Consider the following 25,291-nt stretch of genomic DNA (forward strand, 5'->3'; position numbering starts at 1 on the left):
GGTGTGGGTTGGCAGGACCGTTGGCGCCATGGAGGGCGCCATCGAGCCCCATGGAGGGGTTTCCGGCGTGTCCCGCCCGCCCATCCCGCCTCACCCAACACGCAACAACACAGAGCCGACCAACCCGCTGTTTCTGTTGCTGTTGATTTCGAAGCAGTCGCGGCCGCAGGCCGCGCGGAGAACCTACAGATGCCGCAATTCCTGCTTCAGCGTCGCCACGCACCGCCGGCTCACTTCCAGCGGCTGCTTGCCATGCCGCAGCACCGCCTGCACCTGGCCACCACTGCCACGCCGCAGCTCCACCAGCTCATGGCGCGCCACCAGGCAGTTGCGATGGATGCGCACGAAGCGGCTGGCGAACTCTTCCTCCAGCGACTTCAACGACTCCTCGATCAGGTCCTCGCCACGGGCGTGATGCACCACCACGTACTTTTCTTCGGCCTGCAGATAGTGGATATCGTCCAGCGGAATCAATCGCAGGCTGCCGCGCAGGCGGGCACACAGCATGCTGCGGGCCTGGCCGCCGGTGTGCTGGGGTTGCCCGTCACGGCCGGCCAGGAAGGTGCGGGCACGCGCGATCGCCGCTGCCAGCCGCTCGGCGCGCACCGGCTTCATCAGGTAATCGATGGCCGCTGCCTCGAACGCCGACAGCGCGTGCGCATCGTAGGCGGTGCAGAACACCACCGCCGGCCTGGGCTCGAAACTGGCCAGGTGGCGGGCCGCTTCCAGCCCGTCCAGGCCGGGCATGGCGATATCCAGCAGCACCAGGTCCGGCTGCAGTTCGGCGCACGCGTGCAGGGCCTGCTCGCCGTTGCCGGCCTCGGCCACTACGTCCACCCCTTCCTGCGCGGCCAACAGGCTGCGCAGGCGCTCGCGCGCCAGCGGTTCGTCATCGGCGATGACTACCCTCACGATCGTCCCCTCACTGGATCGGCACTGTCACCTGGCAGGCATAGTAGCCCTCGCTCCAGCCAGCCGTCATCCGCGCGGCGCGGCCGAAGCGCCAGCTCAGGCGATGGCCGATGCTGTGCTGGGCGTGGCCCGCTCCCTGGGCCAGGGCCAGCCCGGGCACCTGCGGATCCGGTGCAGGATTGCGTACGCGGATCTGCAGCTCGCTGCCCACACAGGCCAGATGCAGCTCGATGGTGCCGCCTTCGGGCAGGCGCGAGATGCCGTGCAGCACCGCGTTTTCCACCAGCGGCTGCAGCACCAGCCGCGGCATCGGCAGGTCCCAGGGCAGCGGTTCATCGCGCTGCCAGTGCACCCGCAGGCGGTCGCCCAGGCGCAGTGATTCAATCGACAGATAGCGTTCGGCCAGTTCGCACTCATCGCGCAGGGTCGAATCGCCCTCGCCTGCCCCCAGTGCGGCGCGGAACAGATCGGACAGGTCGAGCACCGCACGCTCGGCCACCGCTGGGTCGCGATGCAGCAGGCTGGCGATCAGGTTCATGCTGTTGAACAGGAAGTGCGGGCGGATGCGCGCCTGCAGAGCATCAGCCTGCGCACGCGCATTGGCCTGCACCTGCGCCGCCCAGCGGTCGCTGACATAGAAGTAGCGCAGCGCCAACGCGGTGATCAGCGCCGTGGTGGCCGCGCTGCCCAGGGTGAAGCGCCAGAAGCCGATGCCGCGCGCGAAGTTGTCGCCCAGCACGGCATACAGGGCGTGGATGATGCCCGCGCACAGGATGGCGATCAGCGCGGCCAGGCCGACGGCGGCGACGGCACCAAGCGTTTCCGGCAGCTTCGACAGCGCCTGCCGCAGCAGGCACAGGCTGGCGGTGACCGCCAGCGCCAGCCACAGCGCGAAACCGCTGGCCGAGGCCAGTTCCCCCATTGTCCAGTGGCGGCTGCCATCGGGCGCCAGCGCCAGCACCACCACCACCAGTTCGGCCAGGCCGAGCATCGCTGCCAACCGCGGCAAGCGACACAGTTCCGGCATCCACGGGGGGGCAGCGCTCGCGGCCATGGGTCAGGCGACGCCCAGGCGTGCCTGCAGCCAGTCGCCCAGCGCGTCGATTTCCTCGGCGCAGACCTGGTGGGCCATCGGGTAGCTGTGCCACTGCACGTCCAGCCCAAGCGTGCGCAGCGTCTCGGCGCTGTGTGCGGCCACCGCCTGCGGGATCACCGGATCGCTGCTGCCGTGGGCCATGAACACCGGCACATCCACCGCACCATCAACGCGCGACGCGCTTTCGGCCTCCGGCAGGTAGGTCGACAGCGCGATCAGGCCGGCCAAGGGTGCAGTGCGTGCCAGCGCGGCGCTGAGGATCACCGCCCCGCCCTGCGAGAAGCCGGCCAGAAAGATGTGATCAGCGGCGACACCGCGTTCGATCTCGCGGGCGATCAGCGCATCCAGCTGCGCCACCGACTCCTGCACGCCGGCCATGTCGGCGCGCGAGCGGAAGTCCATGCCGACGATGTCGTACCAGCCGCGCATCGGCACGCCGTTGTTGATCGTGATCGGCCGCACCGGTGCGTGCGGGAACACGAAGCGCAGTGCCGGCCAGTGCGGACGCACCAGTTCGGGCACGATCGGCGCGAAATCATGGCCGTCGGCACCGAGGCCGTGCAGCCAGATCACCGACCACTGCGGCGAGGCGCCGGTTTCCTGTTCCACCGTTTGCAGCATGTTGCGGCTCCTGTACGTTCGAGCCGCATTATGCCGCTGGCACGGTGCGATCAGTACAGCGGCGGTTGCTCGGCCGCTTCCCGGCGCAGCTGCGCGGCGCGCACCAGCACCGGCGGCGGGAGGTTCTCTTCGGGAATGTCGAGTAGGCCCAGGCGATGCAGGAAGGCGCCTGGCCCGCGCAGCGAGGTCAGTGCCACCACCGGCACCGCCAGCACCATGCCGATCACCACCGGCGCCATCCAGGCCGCCAGCGACGGCGACACCGCCCACGCCAGCACGCCCATGAAGGCGCCAAACACGCCCATGCCGCCGTAGCCGCGCACCAGCGAAATCCACGAGATGCCACCGTCATCGCGCTGCTGTGCATCCCAGCCCGAGTCGCGGCCGGACAGCACTTCGGCCACCCCGCGCGACTGCACGTACATCACCACCGGCGCCATCAGCGCGGCCAGCACGGTTTCCACCAGCATCGACAGGAACGCCCGGATCGCGCCACCACAGCCACGGCGTTCGACCGGGTCGAGCAGCATCGCAAAGTAACCCAGCACCTTGGGCATCAGCAGCACCGCCATGGTGGCGGCGAACAGGCGCACCACCTGTTCTTCATCCTGCGCACGCCAGTACACGCTGGGCGACAGGTGCAGCAGGGCGTTGAAATCGATGCCTTCCTGGAACAGCGGGATGGCGATGCCGATCAGCATCAGCATCGCCCACATCGGTGCGGTGAAGTAATGGCCGATGCCGATCAGCATGTGCACGCGGCTGATCCAGTGCAGGCCACGGCTGCCCACCACCTTGCCGTGCTGCAGGTTGCCCTGGCACCAGCGGCGGTCGCGCACCAGCAGGTCGGTCAGCGTCGGCGGGCCTTCCTCGTAGCTGCCGCCCAGGTAAGGCACCATGTGCGCGGCCCAGCCACCACGGCGCATCAGCGCCGCTTCCACGAAATCATGGCTGAGCACGTGGCCGCCGAACGGCTTGCGCCCCGGCAGCTCCGGCAGGCCGGCGTGGTCGGCGAAGGCACGGGTGCGGATGATCGCGTTGTGCCCCCAGTAATTGCTTTCGGCACCGTGCCACCAGGCCACGCCACGGGCGATCACCGGCCCGTACACGCGCCCGCCGAACTGCTGCATGCGCGAGAACAGGGTGCGGCCGCCGATCACCGACGGCAGGGTCTGGATCAGGCCGACGTCGGCGTTGTGCTCCATGCCGGCGACCAGGCGCACGATGCTGTCACCGGTCATCAGGCTGTCGGCATCCAGGATCAGCATCTGCGGGTAGGCGCCGCCGAAACGGCGTACCCAGTCGGCGATGTTGCCGGCCTTGCGCGCGCTGTTGTCGCCACGGCGGCGATAGAACAGTCGCGCCTGCCCATCGGGCACCAGCTCGCGCAGCTCGGCGAACACCTGCTCTTCGGCCCGCGCGATGTCCTCGCGACGGGTATCGCTTAGCACGAAGAAATCAAACCGCTGCAGCTGGCCGGTGGCCGCCACCGATTCGTAGATCGCACGCAGGCCGGCCAGCAGCCGGCGCGGGTCTTCGTTGTAGGTGGGCATCAGCAGCGCGGTGCGGCTGTGCACGGTGGGCAGCGGCTTGTCCGGATCGATGCCCAGGCGGTAGCCCCGGTCGAACACGGCCGTCAGGAAGCCGGCCACCGCACTGGCAAAGGACAGCGCGATCCAGGCGAACAGGCCGACGAACAGCACCAGCAGGCAGGCCTCCAGCACGCTGATGCCGTTGCCGGACAGCACCCGCCACATCATCCGGGTGGCCACGGCGGTCATTGCCGCGGTGCCGCCCAGGATGTACAGGCGGCGCAGGCCGATCATGCGCGGCGAGGTGCGATGGCGGCGGACCTTCAGCGAGCCATGCCGCAGCGTCTGTTCGGGCATCACCAGCGGTGCTTCGGCCGGCAGCAGGGCCCAGCCCGCGTCGGGACCGGCCGTGACCGGTTCCGTATCGATGGTTTCACTCCCCATGGCCGCCTACTCCCTGCAGGCCGCAGGACCAGCCGTCCCGGCCGGGCTGCATGCACCAAGGTTCCTGGCCCGCATTCCCGGCGTCCGCACTTGTCCTGTCTGCCACGGCGTCATGCCGCGCAGTCGCTGTCTGTCACTACCAGAACCCACACGATCTCCAACGGGGCGGAATCGAAAAATGCGGCCCAGTCTATGGCCCCGAATGTAAGCCGGGTGCGAAGGTCTACGCCGGAAAATCTCCCCATTCAGCAATCAGCAGGCGAACCACGCCATGCGCCCCGCAGGTGTCGATCCATCCCGGAAAGTACTGGATCGTAACAAACGAGAACGGTTATCATTACGTTAACCAGGCAGGTCGTCGTGCTCCGCGCACCGGACCCACCCAGCTGCGCCGGACCCTCCGCGCGCCCGACGACCCAGGGAAGGGGTTGGCTGCCTGCTGTCTGCGTGCGCCTGCTGCTTCCACCGGGTCTCTCCTCTCCCTTGGAAGCCGTCATGTCCCCTCTCCGTTCCGCGCGCCTGCCGCGTACCCGCTTGGCCAGCGCCCTGGCCGCCGCCTGCCTGCTGGCCCTGCCCGCCCTCGCCGCCGCTGAAGCCAGCGCCGACGCTTCGACCAAGGACCTGGATACCGTTGTGGTCACCGCCTCGGGCAACCAGCAGTGGATCAAGGATGCCCCGGCCAGCATCAGCGTGATCAGCCGCGAAGACATCGAACGCCAGCCGGTGCACGACCTGGCCACCCTGCTCAGCCGTATCCCGGGCGTAACCGGCGGGCTCAGCGCTGTTGGCGAGCAGTCCAAGATCAAGCTGCGCGGCATGCCGTCCAACTACACGCTGGTGCTGGTGGACGGCAAGCGCATGGGCAGCTCGGCCTCGACCAACTATCGCCCCGACCTGGGCCGCCAGGACCTGAACTGGATTTCCCCCGACCAGATCGAACGCATCGAAGTGGTGCGTGGCCCGATGTCCTCTCTGTATGGCTCGGACGCGATGGGCGGGGTGATCAACATCATCACCAAGCGCATCGGTGACAGCTGGAACGGCAGCGCGACCCACAGCTACACCCGGCCGCAGGATGGCGACCGTGGCGACACCCAGCAGATCGGCGCGACCTTCTCCGGCCCGCTGGGCGAGCGCTTCGGCCTGCGCATCGGTGCCAACAGCATGCGCCGCGACTCGGACCGCTCCAACGGCGGCGTGTATGGCAACGCCTACGCCGGCGAGAAGGACCGCAATGTCGACGCGCTGCTGCAGTGGAAGCTGAGCGAGGCACAGGAAGTGTCACTGGAAGCTGGCCACGGTGTGCAGCAGGCCTTCATCGCCCAGGCGCTGGAAAAGCAGGACGAAGGCGCCTGGGGTGCCAGTGAGCTCAAGCGCAGTTCGCTGGCGCTGAACCACGACGGCAAGTGGGATTTCGGTACTTCCAAGCTCAGCGCGTACTGGACCGAGTACAAGAACGACATCGGCGCCACCGGTCGCTCCGAGGCAACCGATACGATCATCGAAGGCAGCCTGAGCACCCCCTTCACCCTGGGTGTGGACCACCAGTTCGCGGTGGGCGGCCAGTGGAAGCGCCAGGAGTTGACCAACACCGACACCATCGGCCAAGCGCCGGTGGACTATGCCGGCAACCCGGTGGTCGGCTCCAGCCTGGAAGTGGACACCTGGGCGCTGTTCGTCGAAGACGAGCTGAAACTGCACCGTACCCTCGCACTGACTCTGGGCGCGCGCCTGGACCACCATGAACAGTTCGGCAGCCACGTCAGTCCGCGTGCTTACCTGGTCTGGCACCCGAGCGAGCAGTGGACGATCCGTGGGGGCGTGTCCAAGGGCTTCCGCGCGCCGAGCCTGACCGAGAATTCGCCCAGCGCGGCGACCCAGTCCGGCGGCCGGGGCTGCACCTCGCTGTACCCGCTGGGCTACGTGCGTGGCGGTTGCTACATGGCCGGTAATCCGGACCTGGACCCGGAAACCAGCACCAACCGCGAGATCGGCGTCAGCTTCGACAACGATCTGGTCGACGCCGGCCTGACCTACTTCCATACCGACTTCAGGAACAAGATCGAGTATGAAGCGCTGGGCTTCTTCAACGGCTACTGGTGGACGCGCATGAGCAACGTGCAGCGCGCGCGCACCAGCGGCATGGAAGGCAACCTCAACTTCCGCTTCGGCGATCATTGGCGCTGGCGCACGTCGGCGACCTGGATGAAGGAAGCCAGGAACCTGACCACCGGCCGCAACCTGATCGACACCCCGGAGTTCTCAGGCTATTCGTCGCTGGACTGGAGCCCGAACACCACGTTCTCCAGCAGCCTGTCGGCTCAGTACACCGGCAAGCAGACCGGCGTGGTCAATACCTTCCTGAAGGCCTACACGCTGTATGACCTGACCGCTGCCTGGAACGTCAACGAGGTGCTGACCCTGCGTGGCGGCGTCAGCAACCTTGCCGACAAGAAGCTGTACGCCGACGGCGCTACCGACTACTTCGTCGCCGGCCGCAGCTACTTCCTCAGCATGACGGCGCGCTTCTGATGCGCACTGCGATCGCGCTGGCAGCAGGCCAGCGCGATCGCGGCTGGTTTCCCAGGCTCAGTCGTTTTCCAGCACGGCCGGCGCAGCGTCGCGGCTGGCCGCGATGCGTGCACGGTCAATCGCCACCGCCAGTTGCTGGCGGGCGAGCAGTTGTTGTGCCTGCACCACTTCGGGTGTCGGCAGGAGCACCGGTCCGGGTGCGTTTTCCGGTGTAGCAGGTGTGGTCATGCAACCTCCATGGACATACCGCTGCTACCCGTGAACAACCGGGGTGGCAGAGGAACTGCGCACCCTATCCTAAAAACAAGGCGGATGGGTGACGGTGCGGCACCGGGACGCAAGCCCTTTGCCGTAGGAACGTCACATTTTTGACGCTCCAAGCTGGTTTGCTGAATGTGACTGACTTATCATGAAAACGTTTTCCTAACAGGGAAGTCCCTATACATGAACACCGTTGACCTGACCCGCTTCAGCCCGAAGTGGCAGTTCCGCTTCAACTTCTTCCAGCAGCACGGCGCTCCCAAGGAGCCCGGCTTCAAGCAGGCCTGGAAGGCGCTGTCCTTCGGCGACCGCCTGAAGATCAACCTGAACTTCTTCGCCTTCTTCTTCGGCGCGATCTATCTGTTCATCCTGGGCATGTGGCGCAAGGCGCTGGTGGTGATCGGCATCAACATCGTGCTGATCGCGGTCAGCCTGGTGCTGCCGGACATCGTGGCCCGCGCACTGTTCATCGCAATGAACTTCCTGGTCGCCTCGAGCACCAACTACAGCTACTACCTGGAACAGGTGAAGGGCAACACCAGCTGGAACCCCTTCGAAGGCATGTTCTAAGCCCAGCGCACCACTCGCGCAGCGGCACATCGACGCCCGGCCTTGGCCGGGCGTCGTCGTTCATGCCCCGGCTCAGGCGGCGCGCAACGCGGCAGCCGGTCGGGTGTCGGCCTGCAGGCGGAAGCGTGACACCGCCACCGCCAGCTGCTCGGCCTGTTCTTCCATCGCCCGCGCCGCAGCGGTGGCTTCTTCCACCAGCGCAGCATTCTGCTGGGTGGTCTCGTCCATCTGCACCACGGTCTGGTTGACCTGCTCGATACCGGCCGACTGCTCGCGCGAGGCGGCCGAAATTTCGGCCATGATCTCGTTGACCCGGCCGACCTGGCCGACGATCTCCTGCATCGTGCGGCCCGCACCGTGCACCAGCTGCGCGCCGGCGCCGACATGGCCGACCGAAGCGTCGATCAGCTCCTTGATCTCCTTGGCCGCGCCCGCCGAGCGCTGTGCCAGCGCGCGCACTTCGCTGGCGACCACCGCAAAGCCACGGCCCTGTTCACCGGCGCGCGCCGCTTCCACGGCCGCGTTCAATGCCAGGATGTTGGTCTGGAAAGCGATGCCATCGATCACCGAGATGATCTCGGCGATGCGCTGCGAAGAGGTCTCGATCTGCTCCATGGTCTGCACCACCTGGCTGACCACCTGCCCGCCTTCGCTGGCAACGCCTGCGGCCGAGGCCGCCAGCTTGTTGGCCTGCAGGGCATGATCGGCGTTCTGGCGCACGGTGGAGGTCAGCTCCTCCATCGACGCGGCGGTCTCTTCCAGGTTGGCCGCCTGCTGCTCGGTACGGCGTGACAGGTCGCTGTTGCCCGACGCGATCTCGCCTGCGGCCAGGCGGATGCTGGCCGCGGACTGCTGGATCTGGCCGACGATCTGGGTCAACTGCTGCACGGTGCTGTTGGCATCGTCGCGCATCACCGCGAACACGCCGTGGAAGTCACCCTCCATCCGTGTACTCAGGTCACCGGCGGCGATGGCGCGCAGCAGCGTCGACAGCGCAGCCAGGTTCTGGTCGCTGACCTGCATCATGGTGTTGAGCGTTTCCACCATGCGGCGGAAGTCATGCTCGAAGCGCTGGGCATCGCCACGCACGGCGAAATCGCCTGCCGCCGCCGCAGCAGCCAGCTGCTGGATCTGTTCGTTGATCGCCGCCAGGTTGGTCTTGGTGGTTGCCATGGCAGCGGTGAATACCGCCTTCTCGCCCGGCAGTGCCTCCATGTCCACGCTCAGGTCGCCCACCGCGTAGCGCTGCATCACCTCGACCAGGCGTTGGGTGACCGCATTGCTGTCGGCCACCAGCTGGTTGCTGTCGGCCACCATGCGGCCATATTCGCCCGGGAACACCGAGGCATCCATGCGGTAGCTGATTTCACCGGCATCATGGCGGCGCGCCATCTCCGCCTGTGCGGCCATCACTGCCTGCAGCTGGCCACGCATGCCCTGCATGGCGTCCAGCAGGCGGCCCACTTCGTCGTTGCCCAGCGCCGGCATGGCGGTATCCAGCTTGCCCGCAGCCACGTCGCCGGCGATGCGCACGGCCTGCGCCAGCGGTCGCACCGCCAAGCGCTGCAGCAGCAGGTAGACACCACCACTGAGCACCAGCGCAGCCACCACACCCACCAGCAGGATGATCCACAGCAGCTCGCGGGCCTGCGCGATGATCACCGCATGCGGCACCACCACGCCCAGCGCGAAACGCTGCGGCGCGTCACCGACCTGCAGCGGCACGTACAGGCGGACATTGCCGGCAGCGTCGGGCTCGAACGCTTCGTAGGTCTTGTCGGCGGCGATCTGCGCCAGCATGCCGAGGGTGGCGGCATCGGTACGCGGCTTGCCGATCTCGGCAGCATCGGCCGAGGCCAGCACCACGCCCTTGGGCGACAGCAGTTCGACGCGGCCGGCGCCCATCGGCGTCAGCGTGGCCAGGTGCTTCTGCAGCGCGTCCAGCGAGAAGTCGACGGTGAAGACACCGAGGAAGGTGCCGTTCTCGACGATCGGCGTGCTCAGCGTGCTCATCAGCACCTGCTTGCCGCCGATGTCGTAGGCATACGGTTCGCTGACCAGCGGCAGCTTGTCGCGGCTGGGCACCATGTACCAGTTGCCCGAGCCGCTGGGCGTCTCGGTGTAGTCGGTCATCGTCGACTGCTGCGGCTTGCCGTCCTGCCAGGCCCAGTAGCTCATGTAGCGGCCGGTGGCGTCGTGCGCCTCGCTGTTGACGAAGTCGGCGTCCTTGCCGTCGAAGGCATTGGCCTCCCACATGGTGCTCTTGCCCAGCCATTCCGGGTGCGCGTGCAGCTGCTCGCCGATGACATTGGCCAGGCTGGCGCGATCAGGGGCATCACCGCGCGCACGCTGGGCCAGCACGGTTTCCACCATCGCATCGTTGCTGGCAAAGGCCGTGCCCAGGTCGGCGGCCACCTGCCGCGCCTCGGCACGGGCTTCGCTGGCCATGGTCTGCCGCGAGGACGACACCAGCGCCGAACTGGCCTGGTGATAGATCAGGAACGCGGTCGCGCCGAAGCACAGCAACGCGATCACCGCGGTGCCCAGCATCAGCTTGTGGGCAATGCTGCCGGGGCGACGGGCAGCGACGGAACGGGAAGAAGACATGGGAGGATCCGCAGGCAGTTCAGGTCGACCGGTGCCACCAGGGCACCGCGCAGATGCGCGATCCGTCGCGCGGGCCGCCTGCCCGCCGGATCGGAATCCGGCGCGGGAAGGCGCGCACCGGGTTAGCGGCCATGGCCGGGCGAGGTTGAGGCTCGCCGCACGCACAAAACCTGAACCCGCTCAGCTGCGGCCGTCGACCCAGGCCTGTGCTGCTCGCCTGTGCTATTCGGCGACGCGGTCGCGGATCCACTCCGCACGGGGCAGGACCTCGATGCTGCCCGCGGCGTACTGCTGAAGCACGTCCTCCGGACCGAAACGGGGCTGCCAGCCCAGCGCTGCGCGCATCCGGCTGCTGTCATAGACCCGATCGATGCTGAGCGGCAGTGGCCAGCCACGGCGCTCGAACTCGGCCAGCAGCTGCGGTGCGCGGCGCGCCAGCACCTGGCGCGGATCGGCGGCCAGCTGCAGGCAGTCCTCGCGCCGGAAGGGCGTCGGTGCACAGGCGAGGTAACGCTGGAAGGCCGCGCCCTCATCGTGCAGCAGCGCGGCATGCGCGCTGGCCACGTCGCGCGCGTCGATACCACGGTGCAGGCGGAACATCGCCATGCGGTCAGGCGGTTCGGGGAAGCAACGTGCCATCCGCAGCACGCGCACGGTGAATGTTGCATTGGCCGCCGCTTCGGCAGCCGCCTCGGCCTGCAGCTTGGTGCGGTGGTAGATCGTGCGCGGCAGCGGCTCGGTGTCCTCGTCGATCCAACGGCAGCCGCCGGACACCACGGCATGGCCGTACAACGCCGTGGTACTGGTCAGCACGAAGCGCTGCACGCCGGCTTCGCGCGCCAGGTGCAGCAGGTTCGTGGTGGCCTCCACGTTGATCTGCTGGAACACCGCGTCAGGTACCAGGCCCACGTGCGGGGCGTGCAGGGCCGCGGTGTGGATCACCGCGTCGACCCCCTGCACGGCGCGTTCCAGCGCCCGGCGATCGGTGACATCGGCAATGACGCGCGTGGTGGCGAACGGACTGCGATCCAGCCCCACCACCTCATTGGCAGCGGCCAGCGCACCGAAGATCGCCCGTCCTATCCGCCCGGAACTTCCGGTCAACAGAATCTTCATTGAATCCATTCACTCGACAGCGCCCGGGACCTACCGGGATGGCTTGATTCTAGGCATGCACGATGGCGTCGGCGATAGCAGACGATGACATTCTGCATGCCATCCACATCCGGCCGACGGCTCGGGCTCTTCCCTGCTGGGACTGCCGTGACGACCGGTTGCAGATCCCGGCACATCCTGCACGGTAACCGGTCGTCAAACGCGTGCGCAGGCCATGTGAGCCTTGTACAGCCCACTTCGACCTGTCTTTAGCCTGCACTGTGCAACATGGGACCGTCACTGATGGCAGCGCCCCATGTTCACACCGGAGATCGGTAATGACCCACTCACGCAATGGCAACAGCAATCGGGGCTTTGCCTCGATGGACGCAGACAAACAGCGCGCGATCGCGGCCAAAGGGGGACGTGCTGCCCACGCATCCGGCAATGCACACCAGTTCAGCCCGGCCGAGGCCCGGGTGGCGGGCCGGAAAGGCGGTGAAGCGATCAGCCAGGACCGCCAACACATGGCCGCGATCGGCCGTGAAGGCGGCCATGCGCGGCACGCCAGCAGCCGCCAGCAACAACAACAACAACAACAACAGGACATGCCCGACAAACCTGACAGCGGTCAACAACGTTGACGTGTTGCGGTCACTGCGCCGCGTACCGGCGGTGCCGCCGAGGTCGATCAGCACTCAGCACTGTCAGCACAGTGGAAGGCGCCGCTGAGCTGGCGCGCGCTGGCTAGGTGTGGGCGAGGATGTTCAACAGGCGCCCGAACGGGTCGCGCACGTAGAAGCGACGTACACCCCATGGCTCTTCGGCCGGGCCATATTCAAGCGCAATGTCCGCGTGTCGCAGGCGTTCAAGCACGTCGTCCAGATCATCCACCTCGATCGAAAGATCCGGCACCGGCGTACCCGATCCCCCTTCGCTGGCAACGCTGAGCTGTGCCAGCGCAGCGCCCTGCCCACCGTAGGTGACGATCCAGCCGTGGTCCATCACGATGTCCATGCCGAGGATGTCGCCGTAGAACGCGGCCGCCTGCGCAGGATCGGCACTGGCGATGTTGGCGACGACACGTTTGACGGCCATGTTGCGGCTCCAGACGATCAGGACCGCGGACGTCGTGCCTGCGGCCAAGTGAAAAGGGGCCCCTGGAACGGGCCCCCATTGCGAACGGTAGGCAGGCCTCAGACGGCGCCGCACCTGTCCATGACACAGCGATCGTATTCGAACTGGCACTCCATGGCATCACCGCCGCCGGAAACGCAGGCCTGGTAGGCCTTCCAGCACGGGAAGTCGCACGGCTGGACCGGACCGGCCACCGCCACCGAACCGGTACACGCAAGTGCAAACACTGCAGCAACGATCACTTTCCTGATGGCTCGCATCGATATCACTCCCTGATAGGCCTGGTGACTCCAGGCCGCATCACCCTACCCGCGTGTGCGGGAGAGGAAGTGAAAGCGTGGGCGTAGTTACCGCCTCAGCATCACCAGGCCACCCAGGCTCAACGACGGCAGCAGCAGCCCAAAGGCCACCAGCGGCCAGACCGTATCGCCCGGCAGCAGCAGCGTCGCCAGCGTGCCAAGCGTTGCCACGATCACGCTCTGCACGGCGTAGTACAGCGCCACTGCCGTGCCGGAGGCATCGGCAAAATCGCGCAGCGCACCGTTGGCTGCCACCGCGGCCACCATCACGATGCCGATGGCCACCAGCCACATCGGCAACACAACACTGGCAAATGACGGCGGCAGCATCGTCATCATCGCCATGACCAGCGCGCCGCCAATCATCACCATCAGCCCACGCTGGAAACTGCCGCCAATGCCCCATCGCCCGATGAACCGGGAAGCGAAGCGCGAGGTGACGATCATCACCAGCGCCACCGTCGCGAAGGCCAGGCTGAAGCCCATCGCCGAATAGCCGGTCCTCCCCATCAGCACCCGCGGCGCGATCGAGAAAAACACGAAGAACGTACCCATCGCCGCACTGAACCCCAATGCATGGACCCAGAAGCCGGCATTGCCCAGGATGCGCGCGAAGGCTGGCGATCCGTGGACATGCTGCGGTGGCCGTGTCTCCTGCCAGCCGCGGCATGCGCGTGCACCCGCCAGCAATCCCAGTACACCCAGCGCGATGAAAATGGCCCGCCAGCCCAGCGTATAGGCGATCAATGCGCCGAGGATCGGACCGAACGCCGGCACGAACGCCAACATCGAGGCGAACAGGCCATAGAGCGCGGCGCCCTCGGCCGTATCGGCATACACGTCGCGCACCGTGGCGAAGGTCGCCACCAGTGCGGCCGACGCCCCAACCGCCTGCACGCCGCGCCACGCAAGGAATGCCGCACCACCACTACACGCGGCCAGCGCGAACGACGCCAGCGTGAACAACAGCGCGCCCGTCAGGAGCACCGGCCGTCGCCCGATCCGGTCCGACAGCGGGCCGAAGATCAGCTGGCCCAGCCCCAGCACGAGCATGTACAGGCTCAGCGTCAACTGGATGAGGGCGGGCGACGTGCCCAGTGCCTGCGGCATGGCCGATACGACCGGCAGGTAGATATCCATGGCCAGCGAAGCCAGGAGGTCGAAGGGAGCCATCAATGCGATGGCGCCCGGCAGGGAATGGGCCCAGCGAAGGGCTTTTCGATCAGACATGGGGAAACATCCGCTCAGGAGGGAATCCGGCGGTGATCAACCCAGTGCGTGGAGATCGCAGGACAAGATCACCGCAACAACGTGCGTACCGTTGTTGCGGCTCAGCGGACTGTCTGCGGACCGTTCCCGTTGTTCATCTGATGATCCGGTGGAAGATCGAGTGCGGCCAGTGTAGCAAGGCCATTGCGGGGCAGTCCGGCAACGTCGTCCACCAAGGCCTCAGGACAAGGGCAGCATGTCGATGCGCCGGGAGGGGGTACGCCGCACCTGCTCGATGAGCCGGCGGACCGCTGGCGATGTTTCCTGTTCACGGTACAGCGCAGCGATGGTCGAGGCGATGACCGGCCCGGCGATCGGCAGATACACCACGCCTGGCAGCAGCAGCGTCCGCTGCAGCACCGACGGTACGATCGCCACGGCGCCATCGCCCACCGAGACCTGCGCGAGCACCGCGGCAAGATGACCGGGACGGGAGCGGATGTCCGGCACGAATCCGCCACGGCGGGCGACTTCCAGCGTACCGGCGGGTTGCTCCGGCATGATGAACGCCTCCTTCGCCAGCAGCGCCGGCTGCACCGGCACCCCCGCGTGGGCCAGCGCATGCGATGCCGGCAACGCCACGCAGAACTGATCTTCGATCAGGATGTGCGAACCGAGCGCATCGGGCACCTCCATCGGAAGCCGGCAGAACACCACATCGATGCGACCGTCCAGCAGCAGGTCCGGCAGGTCGGCCATCGGCCATTCGCCGACCTTCAGCTCCACATCGGGCGAGCCGCTGCGGAACCGCTGCAACTGCTCCTGCAGCGCGCCGGCATGGACCGCCGAACCTACGTAGCCGATCTCGATCCTGCCGATTTCCCCGCGACCAGCGCGGCGGCCCACGGCCTCTGCCTGCTCGAACTGGCGCAGCACGTTGCGTGCTTCGGCCAGGAATATCGCACCAGCAGAGGTCAGCGTGACCTCGCGCCTGCTGCGATCGAACAAGGGGGTGCCCAGGCGACGCTCGATCTGCTGGATCTGAACGCTCAGCGTCGGCGTGGCGATGCCCAGGCGCAGCGCGGCGCGCCCGAAATGCAGTTCCTCGGCCAGTGCGACGTAGTACTGCAGATGTCGACGGTCCATGCGTGCCGGCTCGTTAGCTTTGGCCTAACGTACTTGAAGAATACCGGCAATGAAACAAACAGTCGAAGTTGCTTGAATGGGCCTTCCCCCTTCCCCCGCCCGAGTACCCGGTGCACCTCTTCCCTCGCCGCAGACCGCCCAACTGGATCCTGATCATCGCCTCGCTCGGCTGCACGATGACGGTGCTGGAAACCAACGCCGTGGCCGTCGCGCTGCCGACCATCGCGCGGAATCTGCAGGCTGACTTCGCCGACATCGAATGGGTGATCAGCTGCTACATCCTGACCTTCACCTCGCTGCTTCTGCCCGCCGGTGCCATCGCCGATCGTCATGGCCGCAGGCGGGTGCTGCTGATCGGCATCGCACTGTTCGCCCTCTCATCGCTGACCTGCGCGCTGGCCCCCACGGCCAGTGCGCTGTATGTGGCCCGAGCGTTGCAGGGCGTGGGTGCCGCTTTCCTGCTGGCCCCATCACTGTCGGTGATCGGCCACCAATTCCACGAGGGCAAGCAACGCGACGATGCCTGGGCCTTCTGGGGCACGGCAATGGGCATGATGATGGTGCTCTCGCCGCTTATCGGTGGGCTGTTGTCCTCGCTGTGGGGATGGCGCTCGGTGTTCATCGCGATCCTGCCCTTCCTCGCCTTCCTGGCCCATGGTGCTATCCGCTGGGTTCCCGACACTGCCGACACGGTGGTACGCCCGCTCGATCCGCCCGGCATCATCACCTTCAGCATGGCGATCTTCGGCATCGTGTTCTTCCTCGTGGAAGGACTCGCGCAGGGATGGACATCGGCGGTGGCCTTGGCCGGCCTGGGCCTGGGCATCGCGATGGCCGCGCTGTTCACCTGCATCGAGCTCACGCGTCGGCATCCGATGGTCGACCTGCGGCTACTTGCCAGCCCGCGCTTTGTCGGTGCCCTGATCGCCATGATCGGCTACGCAGTCAGCGCGCAGGTGATGGCCTCGATGCTGCCGCAGTACCTGCAGAACGGCGTCGGCCTGAGTGCACTGGCCACGGGCGCCGGCATGCTGCCGTTCGCTGCGGCGATGCTGCTGTTCCCCAGCGTGGGCAGGCGCCTGGGCAGACGATTGTCGAGCGGGATGGTGCTGGCCATCGGCCTGTCCATCACTGCCGCCGGCAATGCGCTGGCCGGTATCGGTGCATGGCACAACCAGCCGGCGGTGGCGCTGCTGGCGATGGTCATCATCGGCGCAGGCGGTGGCATCCTCAACGGCGAAACATCCAAGGCGATCATCGGTTCGGCGCCCCGCGACCGCGCAGGCATGGCCTCGGGCATCAGTGCGACGACGCGCTTCGTCGGCATCCTGCTCGGCTTCACGGTCCTCTCCAGCGCCCTGACCGTCGGCATCCGCGCCGGACTCTCAGCCCGCGTTCCTGCAGATGAAGTCATGCGTCTGGCCGACACCATCGCCACCGGTGCACTGACCCGAGGAGCCCAGGTTGATCTGGCGCGGGCGATCTACAGCCAAGGCTTTGCCGCGTCCCTGTGGACTGCGGCCGCAGCAGCGACGCTGGCCAGCCTGGCCGTTGCCCTGCTCAGGCCACGCGCCTGATCGTAGATGGCAGACGCAGAAACGACCAGGGCAGCACTGGGCTGCCCTGGTCGCGGCGATGTGGGGGACGATCGCCGGATGCGATCAGGCAGCCTTCATCGAATGCTTGCGGTCGCGCATCACCGAGTGGCATTCCTGCACTTCCGGCAGCCACTGGGTCACTTCCTGGCGCACCGCCGGCGGCAGGTCGTTGTCCTTCAGGACGTCCTTGAACGCGCCCAGCAGGCGATCCTCGGACTCTTCAAGTTCGGCCACGTAACCGTAGTTGGTGTCACCGAAGGCCGCACGCACCTTGCCGTAGAACTGCTGCATGGAACCGACCATGGTGCCGTGCTCGGCCGGCTTGCCGCCGGTAGCGGCCACCGAGCTGCTCAGCGAGGACACGATGCGGCCCTTCACGCCGGCGATGCGGACGAACAATGCCGACAGCTCGGCATCCTTCACCTTGGTTGCGGCTTCCTCGTAGAAGGACTTGCCATCACGTGCGATCTCGATCAGGTCGTTGAGGCGATGCTCGATGGTGGACTGGGTGCTCATGTGTAGTCTCCTCGTTGGGGAAAGGACAACAGTGGTATCCGTTGCCTGCCACGCCAGACTGGACGACCGTGCGTGGTTCGCAGGTGAGCACCGATTGATGCGGTGATCATGCTGCCCAACGGCACCCGACCGTCTCACACCGAAGAGGCGGCGTCTTCACTGCACCTGAACCCACTGCTCAGCCGCCTTTGCCCATCAGCCAGCGGATGGCCTGTGGGAAGGAGGTCTTCCAGTCGTCCGGATAAAAATGACCGCCCTCATGGGTACGCGACCGGAGCTCGTTGCCATCGCTGAAAAGGGCGCGGAAATCCGCGCTCATCTTCTGGTTCGCCGGCCCTTCCTGCTCGCCGTTGATGACGAACACCCGCTTGCCGTGCGCGCTGCTCTGCGTGGGCACCGGCTGGCGCCAGCCACCCGGAGACACCAGCAATGCACCGGCATAGTCATCCGGATGCTGCGCCAGCAGCGCGCCGGCATGCTGCGAGCCCTGCGAGAAGCCCATCAGGTAGACCTGCTTGCGGTCGATGCACTGGCGCGCGGCCAGTTGCTCCAGCCCCGCCTGCACCACCTTGTGCGTACCCTCATACGGGCCGGTCCAGCTGAAGCTGTCAAACGACTCGCGCATCTCCGTACCGTTGATGCCCAGCAACACCACACCAGCATCGGCCAGCGGCTGCTCGCTGCTGTCCAGGTGGCCGTTGATGCCGTAGCCGTGCAGCCACACCAGCACCGGCGCACAGGCCGGCATCGCAACACCCTTCGAAGGGGGCAGCACCGAGATGGCGCCCACCTTGCCCACCGATACCTTCGCGTAGCGTGCCTGCGAATTGGCCAGCACCTGCTTGAAGAACGGCGTTCCGCGCAGGTGCTCGAAGTCATCGTTGTCGGCCAGCGCGGGCGCGAACCACATGCCACGCTCATCGGCTTGGCGCAGATAGCGCTCGGCCAGCGCATCGTCACCCCGGCGTGCGAACAATGCCGCTGCGTGGTACGGCGCCTGCGCCAACGTGGGGTCTTCGCGGGTTGCGGCCAGATAGAGCGCCAGCGACTGCAGCAGCGTGGCGTCGTCTTCCTCGGCCCGCTCCATCAGGTCCTGCGCATCGTCGGCATTGATCAGGGCATTCAGCACCGGGCTGATCGACTTGAACGCGATGGTCGAGGCGCTGTCCTGTTCCTCGGCGTGTGCGGTTGGCGCGCAGACAGCGAGCGCCAGGACAACAGCAAGAGCAGACAGCTTCGGCATGGGGAATCTTCCGTGATTGCGGCAGCGCGCGGGGCGCGCAGTCTAGCAACCTCCGGGCCGATCAGATCACCCTGCGCTCAACCGTAGGCAGGATGGCTGCCGGTAAGCACGCCCATCGAAAACGCGTAGCCCGCTTCTTCCAGCAACAGCCGCATGCGCAGTTCCGCCCGGCGCGGAACACACAGCCCACTCGGTGCGTACAGCGCATAGACGAAGCCCGCGCCCTCCACGTGCTCGCGGCGGACCGAACAGTCGTTGGTTTCTGCGGCATCGGACCACACGGCGCGCAGCTTTTCCGGGCCGATGGATTGACCGTTGCGCAGGCGGAACGTCAGCCAGCGCACGCCCAGCGGCGGATGGTAGGTCAGGTTAGCCATTGCGCACCTTCAATACGGCGGCGGAGATGGTTCAGGACGTCCGGTTGCAGATCAGGATGCTCGTTGCGCGTGGACGTAGGCAGATCGATGCGGACAGCGCCATTGACCAGCGCGGGGGGATCGGTGTGCAGGTCGATCCACCATCCATCGGGAAGGCGAAGCCCGCGTCCGTCCCTGTCATAGAGGTTGATCTGAAAAGACATGACGCTCGCTCCCGTTGGAGTTCGAGCATACGCCTGCGCAATGTCACTCCAGACTGCGACCCGCCGACGCGGTGTCCTCGACCCGCTTGGCACACACGAAAACGAACGCCTCGTCCTGTTGAACCTTCAGGAACGAATCCAGCCAGCGTGCCGCAGCACCGCGGTTGCCGATCACGCCCCCGAGTTCTTCGGTAAGGCAACGCGCGCACTCCATCCCACCCGGACTGGGGGCCTGGCAGGCGCGGCAGCGCGCCATCGTCGTCGTTCTTGCCGGACGGCACTGGTACATGATCTTCGTCATCAGGCTTACCGCACGGGCATGGGACGACATCAGCAGGCTCCCCGAACGTTTCCATGCTGGGCTGCCGGCCCGGTTCCGGCCGAGGCCTTGGTGCGATCGGTCCGGCCTTGCGGCGGATTGTTGTTCATGGCCGCGCTCCACCGCAGCGATCTGCTGCAGCGTCAGTGTGCGCCGCGTCCGGTTACGCAACTGCATGAAAGCCGAAGATTAATGAACGAGCGCCATGGGCAACGCTGCGCGCACACAGGGTACTGACATGCACAGGTGTACGTTGGCGTTCCAACAGGAGAAGTCTCATGGAACGCATCACGAACAAGGACTTTGTTGACGTCGAACGCGAGCTGCAGCATTGGCAGGCTGCGTTTCAGACGGGCGATCTGCCCGCCACCAACTTCCGCCATGAAGTCGCGCCGGTCATCCGCCTGGCGTGCGACATCTATGTCCGCAACCCACACGGCACGCGCACGGCGTGGCTCACCGACCTGCAGTCACGCCTCGCACTGCGCGCCAGCCTGCGTGGCCATCCGGGATCGGCGGAAATGGCGATGGGCTGCTGGGCCCGCCTGTCCGGGCCGGCATTGGCCCCGCAAGCGGCCTGACACCAGCTGCAGGCACATCACTCCTCGCCAGCGAGCTGGTTGCCTTCCTGCATCAGCTGATCATTCAACCGGTTCACCAGCGCGATGACCGCGTCGGCCAAGGCACGCGCATCGGCGATGGAGCCATGGAAGGCAATGCGGGTGCCCTCCACCCTCACCTCCGCCAATGACAGCTGCGACGCCAGCGTCGCGCAGTGCTGCAGGAAGCGGCCGGTCCACCGCTCATCCGGTGCCTGATCAAGCAGCGCGGTGATGGCTTCATCAGCAGACGCATCGACCTGCTGGTGAAGCCGTGGCACGTCGAACCCAACGATGCGCGGCAGCTTGGACGTGCTCACGTACTTTCCCCGGACTGTGCTGGACGTCAGTATCGCGTCACCGACCCTCCTGGGCGAATCGTCCGACGTGAACCGTTCATCCGGGGCGGCGATGCCGGGCCCCTCGCTTGGCGAAGGGGTGTCGATTCCCGACCCGTCCGCGCGTCGAGAGAGGAAAGGCCAGCCAACCTGGCAGCCAACGCCGATGGACATCCTGATGACACCGATCCTGACCGCATTCAAGCATTCCCCGGACCGCGGCCAGGGGCTGGCCCGCGACATGCGCGTGCGCTGGGCGCTGGAGGAGCTGGGCCTCGTTTACGACGTCCACCTGCTCTCTTTCGAGGAGATGAAGCAGCCTGCGCACCTGGCGCGGCATCCGTTCGGTCAGATCCCCACCTACGAGGACGGCAACGGGGTGCTGTTTGAATCAGGCGCGATCCTGCTGCACCTGGCCGAACAGCACCCCGGGTTGCTGCCCGCCGACGCGGGTGCGCGCATGCGCGCGATCGCCTGGATGTTCGCCGCGCTGAATACCGTGGAGCCGCCGATCGTCGAACGCTCCATGGCGTGGGTGCTGGAACGCGAACAGCCCTGGTACGCGCAACGGCTGGTGATGCTGGACGAGCGCGTGCGCAGGCGGCTGAGCCAGCTGTCCGCCCGGCTGGGCGATGCACCCTGGCTGGACGGAGACTTCAGCGCCGGCGATCTGCTGATGGTGTCGGTGCTGCTGCGGCTGCAGAGCAGCGGCATCGTTGGCGAGTATCCAGACCTTGCTGCCTACGTTGACCGCGCGACCGCGCGGCCAGCCTACCAGCGCGCCTTCGCCGCACAGCTGGCGGTGTTCCAGACCCCGTAGCTCCACCCCGCTCCCAGTAGCTCCACGCCATGCGTGGAGTTCGCCATCCATTGGTACTGCTACGCGTCAATCGGCAACTATCGGCGTGCCACCCGATCTCCGGAAGCAACCGCCACTGGATCAGTGGATATCCAGCGCGACGATGCCACCCTCTTCCAGGGTGAACGCGTGTGTCAGCACCACCGGGCTGCCCGGGAACGTGCCGCCGACCTGTGCAGACACGATGTGGCGACCGTCCTGCACGTGCAGCTGCAGGGGGACCACGTGTTGCTGGTAGGCCGCACGCGTCTGCGCCACCCAGGCGGCAATCGCCGTGTGTCCCTGGTGCTGCTGGCGCTCATCGCGCACCGTCGCGTCTGCGGCAAAGCACTGCTCTACGTGCGCTCCTGGCTCGCCATTGGCCAGCAGGAAATAGCGGGACAACGGCGCGGGAAGATCAATCGACATCGCAGGCACTCCAGGCGGGACTGGCGCTATTCTCGAACCGCACCGTGGCCGCCACAAGAACGCACCCGAAGATAAGTGACCCACCCCATGAGAAAGGCCTATACCCCTGAGACCGCCGCCGCGGACGTGACCCGTGCACTCGCACTGCTGGAAGGCCGCTGGAAGTTGTTGATCCTCTTCCACCTGTTCGACGGCAAGGTACAGCGCTACTCCGACCTGGAGCGGCTCATCCCCGGCATCTCGCAGAAGATGCTGGCGCAGCAGCTGCGTGCACTGGAAGCCGACGGCATCGTGCTGCGCACGGTGTATCCGCAGGTGCCACCGAAAGTGGAGTATCGACTGAGTGCGTGGGGGCAGGCACTGTGCCCGGCACTGGACGCGCTGCTGCTGTGGCAGGAGCAGAAACCAGCGGCAGGCGAGCCATCGGCGTGACCATCTTGCGCGCAGCCACCATGCTGCTGCGAATGGTGAACACCCCGTAAAACGGCCATCGCGCGTGCCGCCACGCGCACTGCACCATCACCTACGCTCAGGTTCCATCCCCCGCCCGGAACCGGATCATGCCTTTGATTGCCATCGCGCTTGCCTCATCACTGTCCGCCCTGCCCGACATCGGCTGGGAGCGCGAGCGAGCCGAAGATGCCCACCAGCTCATGCTGTGCCAGATCCACCGCGACCAACTGGAAGATCGCGGGGAGAAGTCGCAGACCTACCAGCAGGCCAAGGCCGTCTGTGATCTGCTCGCCCGCGAGTACAAGCAGAACTGGGATTTCGACGCCCACGATGCGCTGGCGGCGGAGGCAGTGGATTTCTTCGACCTCGTGCAACGCGGTGAGGCCACGGCAGTGCCACCGCGCAAGTCCGATCACGCTCTCGAGTGATCGCCGCCCTGTTGAAGATCAGAGGATGACGGCAGCAAACAGGCCGACAACCCCGATCGTCGTCAGCAGGAACGAGACCACTACCGCGCCGAACGCACGCAGCGCTGATCCTCCATTCAAGGCCACGAAGGCCCGCATGCGGGCCCACAGGTACCACGCCACCGCCAGCACGCTGATGCAGGTCGCGGTGAACGGGCCAGCCTGTGCCGGGGACGCGGCTGCCACCTGTGACAGCGCGAGTGCCACCACGAAGGGGCATGCGATGAACGCCTGGATGGAGAAAGGCTCGCGCAGCGTCTCGCGGTTCACGGGCAACCGCTGGCGCCGAAGCGTGCCCAGTGCCGCGCCGAGCGCGTACACGCAGAACACCGCAGAGCGGGTGAGCAGCAGCCCCTGCTCGCTGCTGAAAAGCAGCTGCCCTACCGGCGTACTGAGTCGAGGCGAGGACATGCGCATCGCCATCTCCAGCGCATGGGCGGCGGCCACCGACAGGATCAGCATCAGCACCGGGCTGATCGCATCGGAGAACCTTTGGTCGGGATCCTTGCCGAGCTCGCGGCGGGTGTAGAGCGCGACCTCGCCGGGATGAATCAGTACCCGCCAGAACATCCGCGGATAGAACACCAGCCAGCCGACCAGCTCGTAGAGGAATTCTTCCAGCGATCGCAGCAGTCGTATGAGGTCCATGACCGCTGTGGATAGCGTGCGGGGCGTGAAGCCGGGATCACGGGCGGGGGCGCGGCACCTTCGATGCCAGCTGTCCCCCTGACTTCTGGCAGTCACCGCCGGCCGATGCTTCTCGTAGCGTGCGGGCTGCCCACCTTCTGGGCCTGTGCGGGTACCGGACATGGCAACGGAACGTGCAATCAGCCGCAGCGCGGGTGCGGTGTACCTGCTGGTGGTGGTCACCGGCATCTTCAGTCTGGGCTATGTGCCGGGGCAGCTGCGCGTCGCGGGTGAGCCACAGGCAATGCTGGGCAACCTGGTGGCCCACCAGCAGCTGTTCCAGTGGGGCATTGCCGCCTTCCTTGTCGAGCAGGTCGCCTTCCTGCTGCTGCCCTTGGTCCTGTTCCGTCTGCTGCAGCACGTGCATCGCGCCGCAGCGGTGGCGATGGTTGCGTTTGCCGTCACGGCGGTGCCTATCGCGCTTGTTGCTGCAAGCCATCGGCTGGATGCACTGGCGGTGCTGACCGATACCCGCTTCAGCGCACTGGTTGCCCCTGAGGTGCGCAATGCGATGGCCCTGCAGTCACTGCAGTCCTGGAGCAACGGCGTCCACATCGCTTCATTGTTCTGGGGACTGTGGCTGCTGCCGTTCGGCTGGCTGGTCTTCAAATCCGGCGTGCTGCCGAAGGTCTTTGGCGTGCTGTTGATGCTGGGCTGCCTGGGGTATGCGGCCAACGTGTTCGGCGAACTGCTGATACCCGGCTATGCCGAAATGGCCTTCTCCAACTACGCGACCGCGCCCGCATCGCTGGGCGAGATCGGCATCTGCCTGTGGCTGCTGGTGGTCGGTGTGCGTGCACGCGCGCGCACGACAATCTGACGCTCCCATCCGAGGATTTCCCGATGGCATCCGGCGCACTGCACGACATCCGTATCCATGTCCGTTTCAAGCTGTCCGCGCTGTGGGCGGCACTGATGTTCTGCTACATCTACGGCGACTACTTCGGCCTTTACGTGCCAGGCAAATTGCAGGGCATGATCAACGGCGCGGGCCCGGTCGGTCCGGTCAGTGAGGGCACGCTGGTCGCCACGGCATTGCTGCTGGCCATCCCCGGCCTGATGGTGGCGGTATCCCTGCTTGCGCCGGCCCGACTGACTCGATGGCTGAACATCCTGTCGGGGCTGTTCTACACCGCGATCATGGCGCTGACGATGCCCGGCGCCTGGTGGTTCTACATCACCCTGGGAGTGATCGAGATCGTGCTTTCGATGGCGATCTGCGTACTGGCCTGGCGCTGGCCTAGGGTGTGATGCAACGGAGAGTCATCGCGCGATCAACGTGGTGGGCCCACCAGGATTCGAACCTGGAACCAAGGGATTATGAGTCCCCTGCTCTAACCGTTGAGCTATAGGCCCTGCGCAGCGTCACAGTGTAGTGGAGCACGGCCGGAGTCGGCTACTCGGTCGGCAGCAGAAAGCGCCTCGCCAACACGCAGCAACCGTCGCTCTGCCATCCCCGCCAACCGCTCCATCTCCTGCAGATGCGCCTGGAACAGCGCCACCGCCTTCATTGCGCTCTCCAGCCCCGTGCGATTGCCACCGGCAAACCCCGCAACCAACTGTTCTCCCGATTGCGTCAGCAGCGCCAGCGTGGCCCGTCGGGCGAAGCCCAGCCGATCCTCCAGTTCGTCCTGCATGACGTCCTGCCACGTCATCATTGGCGGGAAATCCAGGGCAGCAACAACAGGCGCATCATGTTCAACAGCCTTCATGGCCAAGCTCCAATGCTCAACAGGGGTGATGCCGCAGATACACGCGTTGCA

Annotated in this window: 30 protein-coding genes and 1 tRNA gene; 10 read left to right on the top strand and 21 right to left on the bottom strand. The window is 66.3% G+C overall.

Annotation, left to right across the window (positions count from 1 at the left end):
* Positions 1-183 precede the first annotated feature (183 nt).
* The 4 genes from ACUXVE_RS10795 to mdoH are packed head-to-tail and all read right to left on the bottom strand — an operon-like array spanning position 184 to position 4,605.
* Complete coding sequence (locus tag ACUXVE_RS10795) at positions 184-912, bottom strand: LytR/AlgR family response regulator transcription factor (protein WP_025879008.1); 729 nt, start codon at positions 910-912, stop codon at positions 184-186.
* A gap of 10 nt (positions 913-922) precedes the next feature.
* The gene (locus ACUXVE_RS10800) at positions 923-1,966 is read right to left on the bottom strand and encodes a sensor histidine kinase (protein ID WP_445514380.1); all 1,044 of its coding nucleotides are present in this window, start codon (positions 1,964-1,966) and stop codon (positions 923-925) included.
* A 3-nt stretch (positions 1,967-1,969) separates the two neighbouring features.
* Positions 1,970-2,629 (bottom strand): alpha/beta hydrolase, encoded by a 660-nt coding sequence (locus tag ACUXVE_RS10805; RefSeq protein WP_222388321.1) that lies wholly within the window; start codon positions 2,627-2,629, stop codon positions 1,970-1,972.
* A 50-nt stretch (positions 2,630-2,679) separates the two neighbouring features.
* Positions 2,680-4,605 carry a glucans biosynthesis glucosyltransferase MdoH gene (gene mdoH, locus ACUXVE_RS10810; protein WP_445514381.1) on the bottom strand — a complete coding sequence of 642 codons (1,926 nt, stop codon included), beginning with the start codon at positions 4,603-4,605 and terminating at the stop codon, positions 2,680-2,682.
* Positions 4,606-5,100: 495 nt separating this feature from the next.
* On the opposite strand from mdoH, the gene ACUXVE_RS10815 reads away from it, so the two are divergent.
* Positions 5,101-7,137: a TonB-dependent receptor domain-containing protein gene (locus tag ACUXVE_RS10815; RefSeq protein ID WP_093818078.1), complete on the top strand. Its 2,037-nt coding sequence runs from the start codon at positions 5,101-5,103 to the stop codon at positions 7,135-7,137.
* A gap of 57 nt (positions 7,138-7,194) precedes the next feature.
* Here the strand turns inward: ACUXVE_RS10815 and ACUXVE_RS10820 are convergent, their stop codons facing one another.
* A complete protein-coding gene (locus tag ACUXVE_RS10820) occupies positions 7,195-7,365 on the bottom strand; it encodes a hypothetical protein (RefSeq protein ID WP_177176993.1) in 171 nt (56 codons plus the stop codon).
* A gap of 216 nt (positions 7,366-7,581) precedes the next feature.
* Here ACUXVE_RS10820 and ACUXVE_RS10825 point away from each other — a divergent pair, with 216 nt between their 5' ends.
* Complete coding sequence (locus ACUXVE_RS10825) at positions 7,582-7,968, top strand: DUF2628 domain-containing protein (RefSeq protein ID WP_025879013.1); 387 nt, start codon at positions 7,582-7,584, stop codon at positions 7,966-7,968.
* Positions 7,969-8,040: 72 nt separating this feature from the next.
* Here ACUXVE_RS10825 and ACUXVE_RS10830 read toward each other — a convergent pair whose 3' ends face one another.
* Both ACUXVE_RS10830 and ACUXVE_RS10835 read right to left on the bottom strand, forming a co-directional pair.
* Complete coding sequence (locus ACUXVE_RS10830; protein ID WP_093818079.1) at positions 8,041-10,575, bottom strand: methyl-accepting chemotaxis protein; 2,535 nt, start codon at positions 10,573-10,575, stop codon at positions 8,041-8,043.
* A gap of 222 nt (positions 10,576-10,797) precedes the next feature.
* Positions 10,798-11,691 carry an NAD-dependent epimerase/dehydratase family protein gene (locus ACUXVE_RS10835; protein ID WP_445514382.1) on the bottom strand — a complete coding sequence of 298 codons (894 nt, stop codon included), beginning with the start codon at positions 11,689-11,691 and terminating at the stop codon, positions 10,798-10,800.
* Positions 11,692-12,008: 317 nt separating this feature from the next.
* Here ACUXVE_RS10835 and ACUXVE_RS10840 point away from each other — a divergent pair, with 317 nt between their 5' ends.
* Complete coding sequence (locus tag ACUXVE_RS10840; RefSeq protein WP_445514383.1) at positions 12,009-12,314, top strand: KGG domain-containing protein; 306 nt, start codon at positions 12,009-12,011, stop codon at positions 12,312-12,314.
* A gap of 103 nt (positions 12,315-12,417) precedes the next feature.
* On the opposite strand, the gene ACUXVE_RS10845 is transcribed toward ACUXVE_RS10840, so the two are convergent.
* The 4 genes from ACUXVE_RS10845 to ACUXVE_RS10860 form a co-directional block, all read right to left on the bottom strand.
* Positions 12,418-12,768, bottom strand: a complete 351-nt coding sequence (locus ACUXVE_RS10845) for a VOC family protein (protein ID WP_445514384.1) — start codon at positions 12,766-12,768, stop codon at positions 12,418-12,420.
* A gap of 98 nt (positions 12,769-12,866) precedes the next feature.
* Positions 12,867-13,067, bottom strand: a complete 201-nt coding sequence (locus tag ACUXVE_RS10850) for a hypothetical protein (protein ID WP_033832284.1) — start codon at positions 13,065-13,067, stop codon at positions 12,867-12,869.
* An 87-nt stretch (positions 13,068-13,154) separates the two neighbouring features.
* Positions 13,155-14,336, bottom strand: a complete 1,182-nt coding sequence (gene cml / locus ACUXVE_RS10855) for a CmlA/FloR family chloramphenicol efflux MFS transporter (RefSeq protein WP_445514385.1) — start codon at positions 14,334-14,336, stop codon at positions 13,155-13,157.
* A 219-nt stretch (positions 14,337-14,555) separates the two neighbouring features.
* Positions 14,556-15,461 (bottom strand): LysR substrate-binding domain-containing protein, encoded by a 906-nt coding sequence (locus ACUXVE_RS10860; RefSeq protein WP_093818085.1) that lies wholly within the window; start codon positions 15,459-15,461, stop codon positions 14,556-14,558.
* 110 nt (positions 15,462-15,571) lie between these two features.
* Here ACUXVE_RS10860 and ACUXVE_RS10865 point away from each other — a divergent pair, with 110 nt between their 5' ends.
* On the top strand, positions 15,572-17,038 hold the full coding sequence (locus ACUXVE_RS10865) for an MFS transporter (protein ID WP_445514386.1): 1,467 nt from the start codon (positions 15,572-15,574) through the stop codon (positions 17,036-17,038).
* An 84-nt stretch (positions 17,039-17,122) separates the two neighbouring features.
* On the opposite strand, the gene ACUXVE_RS10870 is transcribed toward ACUXVE_RS10865, so the two are convergent.
* From ACUXVE_RS10870 to ACUXVE_RS10890, 5 genes are all read right to left on the bottom strand, one after another.
* Positions 17,123-17,575: a PA2169 family four-helix-bundle protein gene (locus ACUXVE_RS10870; RefSeq protein ID WP_445514387.1), complete on the bottom strand. Its 453-nt coding sequence runs from the start codon at positions 17,573-17,575 to the stop codon at positions 17,123-17,125.
* A 178-nt stretch (positions 17,576-17,753) separates the two neighbouring features.
* On the bottom strand, positions 17,754-18,818 hold the full coding sequence (locus ACUXVE_RS10875) for an alpha/beta hydrolase (RefSeq protein ID WP_445514388.1): 1,065 nt from the start codon (positions 18,816-18,818) through the stop codon (positions 17,754-17,756).
* Between the two features lie 77 nt (positions 18,819-18,895).
* Positions 18,896-19,195, bottom strand: coding sequence for a hypothetical protein (locus tag ACUXVE_RS10880; protein WP_093818087.1), 300 nt, complete (start codon positions 19,193-19,195; stop codon positions 18,896-18,898).
* Positions 19,183-19,398, bottom strand: a complete 216-nt coding sequence (locus tag ACUXVE_RS10885) for a hypothetical protein (RefSeq protein ID WP_093818088.1) — start codon at positions 19,396-19,398, stop codon at positions 19,183-19,185. The genes ACUXVE_RS10880 and ACUXVE_RS10885 overlap by 13 nt, the downstream gene beginning before the upstream one ends.
* A 43-nt stretch (positions 19,399-19,441) precedes the next feature.
* Positions 19,442-19,894, bottom strand: coding sequence for a hypothetical protein (locus ACUXVE_RS10890; RefSeq protein WP_445514389.1), 453 nt, complete (start codon positions 19,892-19,894; stop codon positions 19,442-19,444).
* A gap of 101 nt (positions 19,895-19,995) precedes the next feature.
* On the opposite strand from ACUXVE_RS10890, the gene ACUXVE_RS10895 reads away from it, so the two are divergent.
* The gene (locus ACUXVE_RS10895; protein WP_093818090.1) at positions 19,996-20,298 is read left to right on the top strand and encodes a hypothetical protein; all 303 of its coding nucleotides are present in this window, start codon (positions 19,996-19,998) and stop codon (positions 20,296-20,298) included.
* Between the two features lie 17 nt (positions 20,299-20,315).
* Here the strand turns inward: ACUXVE_RS10895 and ACUXVE_RS10900 are convergent, their stop codons facing one another.
* Positions 20,316-20,636, bottom strand: a complete 321-nt coding sequence (locus ACUXVE_RS10900; RefSeq protein ID WP_222391095.1) for a hypothetical protein — start codon at positions 20,634-20,636, stop codon at positions 20,316-20,318.
* A 196-nt stretch (positions 20,637-20,832) separates the two neighbouring features.
* On the opposite strand from ACUXVE_RS10900, the gene ACUXVE_RS10905 reads away from it, so the two are divergent.
* Entirely contained in the window at positions 20,833-21,474 is a 642-nt protein-coding gene (locus tag ACUXVE_RS10905) for a glutathione S-transferase family protein (RefSeq protein WP_222388311.1), read from the top strand.
* 120 nt (positions 21,475-21,594) lie between these two features.
* Here the strand turns inward: ACUXVE_RS10905 and ACUXVE_RS10910 are convergent, their stop codons facing one another.
* On the bottom strand, positions 21,595-21,921 hold the full coding sequence (locus tag ACUXVE_RS10910) for a nuclear transport factor 2 family protein (protein WP_445514390.1): 327 nt from the start codon (positions 21,919-21,921) through the stop codon (positions 21,595-21,597).
* A gap of 87 nt (positions 21,922-22,008) precedes the next feature.
* Here ACUXVE_RS10910 and ACUXVE_RS10915 point away from each other — a divergent pair, with 87 nt between their 5' ends.
* Positions 22,009-22,353 (top strand): winged helix-turn-helix transcriptional regulator, encoded by a 345-nt coding sequence (locus ACUXVE_RS10915; protein ID WP_154881112.1) that lies wholly within the window; start codon positions 22,009-22,011, stop codon positions 22,351-22,353.
* Between the two features lie 128 nt (positions 22,354-22,481).
* Positions 22,482-22,802, top strand: a complete 321-nt coding sequence (locus ACUXVE_RS10920) for a hypothetical protein (protein ID WP_222388309.1) — start codon at positions 22,482-22,484, stop codon at positions 22,800-22,802.
* A gap of 18 nt (positions 22,803-22,820) precedes the next feature.
* Here ACUXVE_RS10920 and ACUXVE_RS10925 read toward each other — a convergent pair whose 3' ends face one another.
* Positions 22,821-23,651, bottom strand: a complete 831-nt coding sequence (locus tag ACUXVE_RS10925) for a YIP1 family protein (RefSeq protein WP_445514391.1) — start codon at positions 23,649-23,651, stop codon at positions 22,821-22,823.
* Between ACUXVE_RS10925 and ACUXVE_RS10930 the strand changes: the two genes are divergently transcribed.
* Together ACUXVE_RS10930 and ACUXVE_RS10935 are read left to right on the top strand one after the other, a co-directional pair.
* A complete protein-coding gene (locus tag ACUXVE_RS10930; RefSeq protein ID WP_445514392.1) occupies positions 23,650-24,348 on the top strand; it encodes a DUF4386 domain-containing protein in 699 nt (232 codons plus the stop codon). The two genes, ACUXVE_RS10925 and ACUXVE_RS10930, sit on opposite strands and share 2 nt — an antisense overlap.
* Before the next feature lie 23 nt (positions 24,349-24,371).
* Positions 24,372-24,779, top strand: coding sequence for a DUF6326 family protein (locus ACUXVE_RS10935; RefSeq protein WP_445514393.1), 408 nt, complete (start codon positions 24,372-24,374; stop codon positions 24,777-24,779).
* 29 nt (positions 24,780-24,808) lie between these two features.
* Here ACUXVE_RS10935 and ACUXVE_RS10940 read toward each other — a convergent pair.
* Together ACUXVE_RS10940 and ACUXVE_RS10945 are read right to left on the bottom strand one after the other, a co-directional pair.
* Positions 24,809-24,884, bottom strand: a tRNA-Ile gene (locus tag ACUXVE_RS10940).
* On the bottom strand, positions 24,875-25,240 hold the full coding sequence (locus ACUXVE_RS10945) for a hypothetical protein (protein ID WP_445514394.1): 366 nt from the start codon (positions 25,238-25,240) through the stop codon (positions 24,875-24,877). Before ACUXVE_RS10945 ends, ACUXVE_RS10940 begins: the two co-directional genes overlap by 10 nt.
* Positions 25,241-25,291: the final 51 nt, after the last annotated feature.

This window comes from Stenotrophomonas sp. 3(2025) (assembly GCF_052665395.1).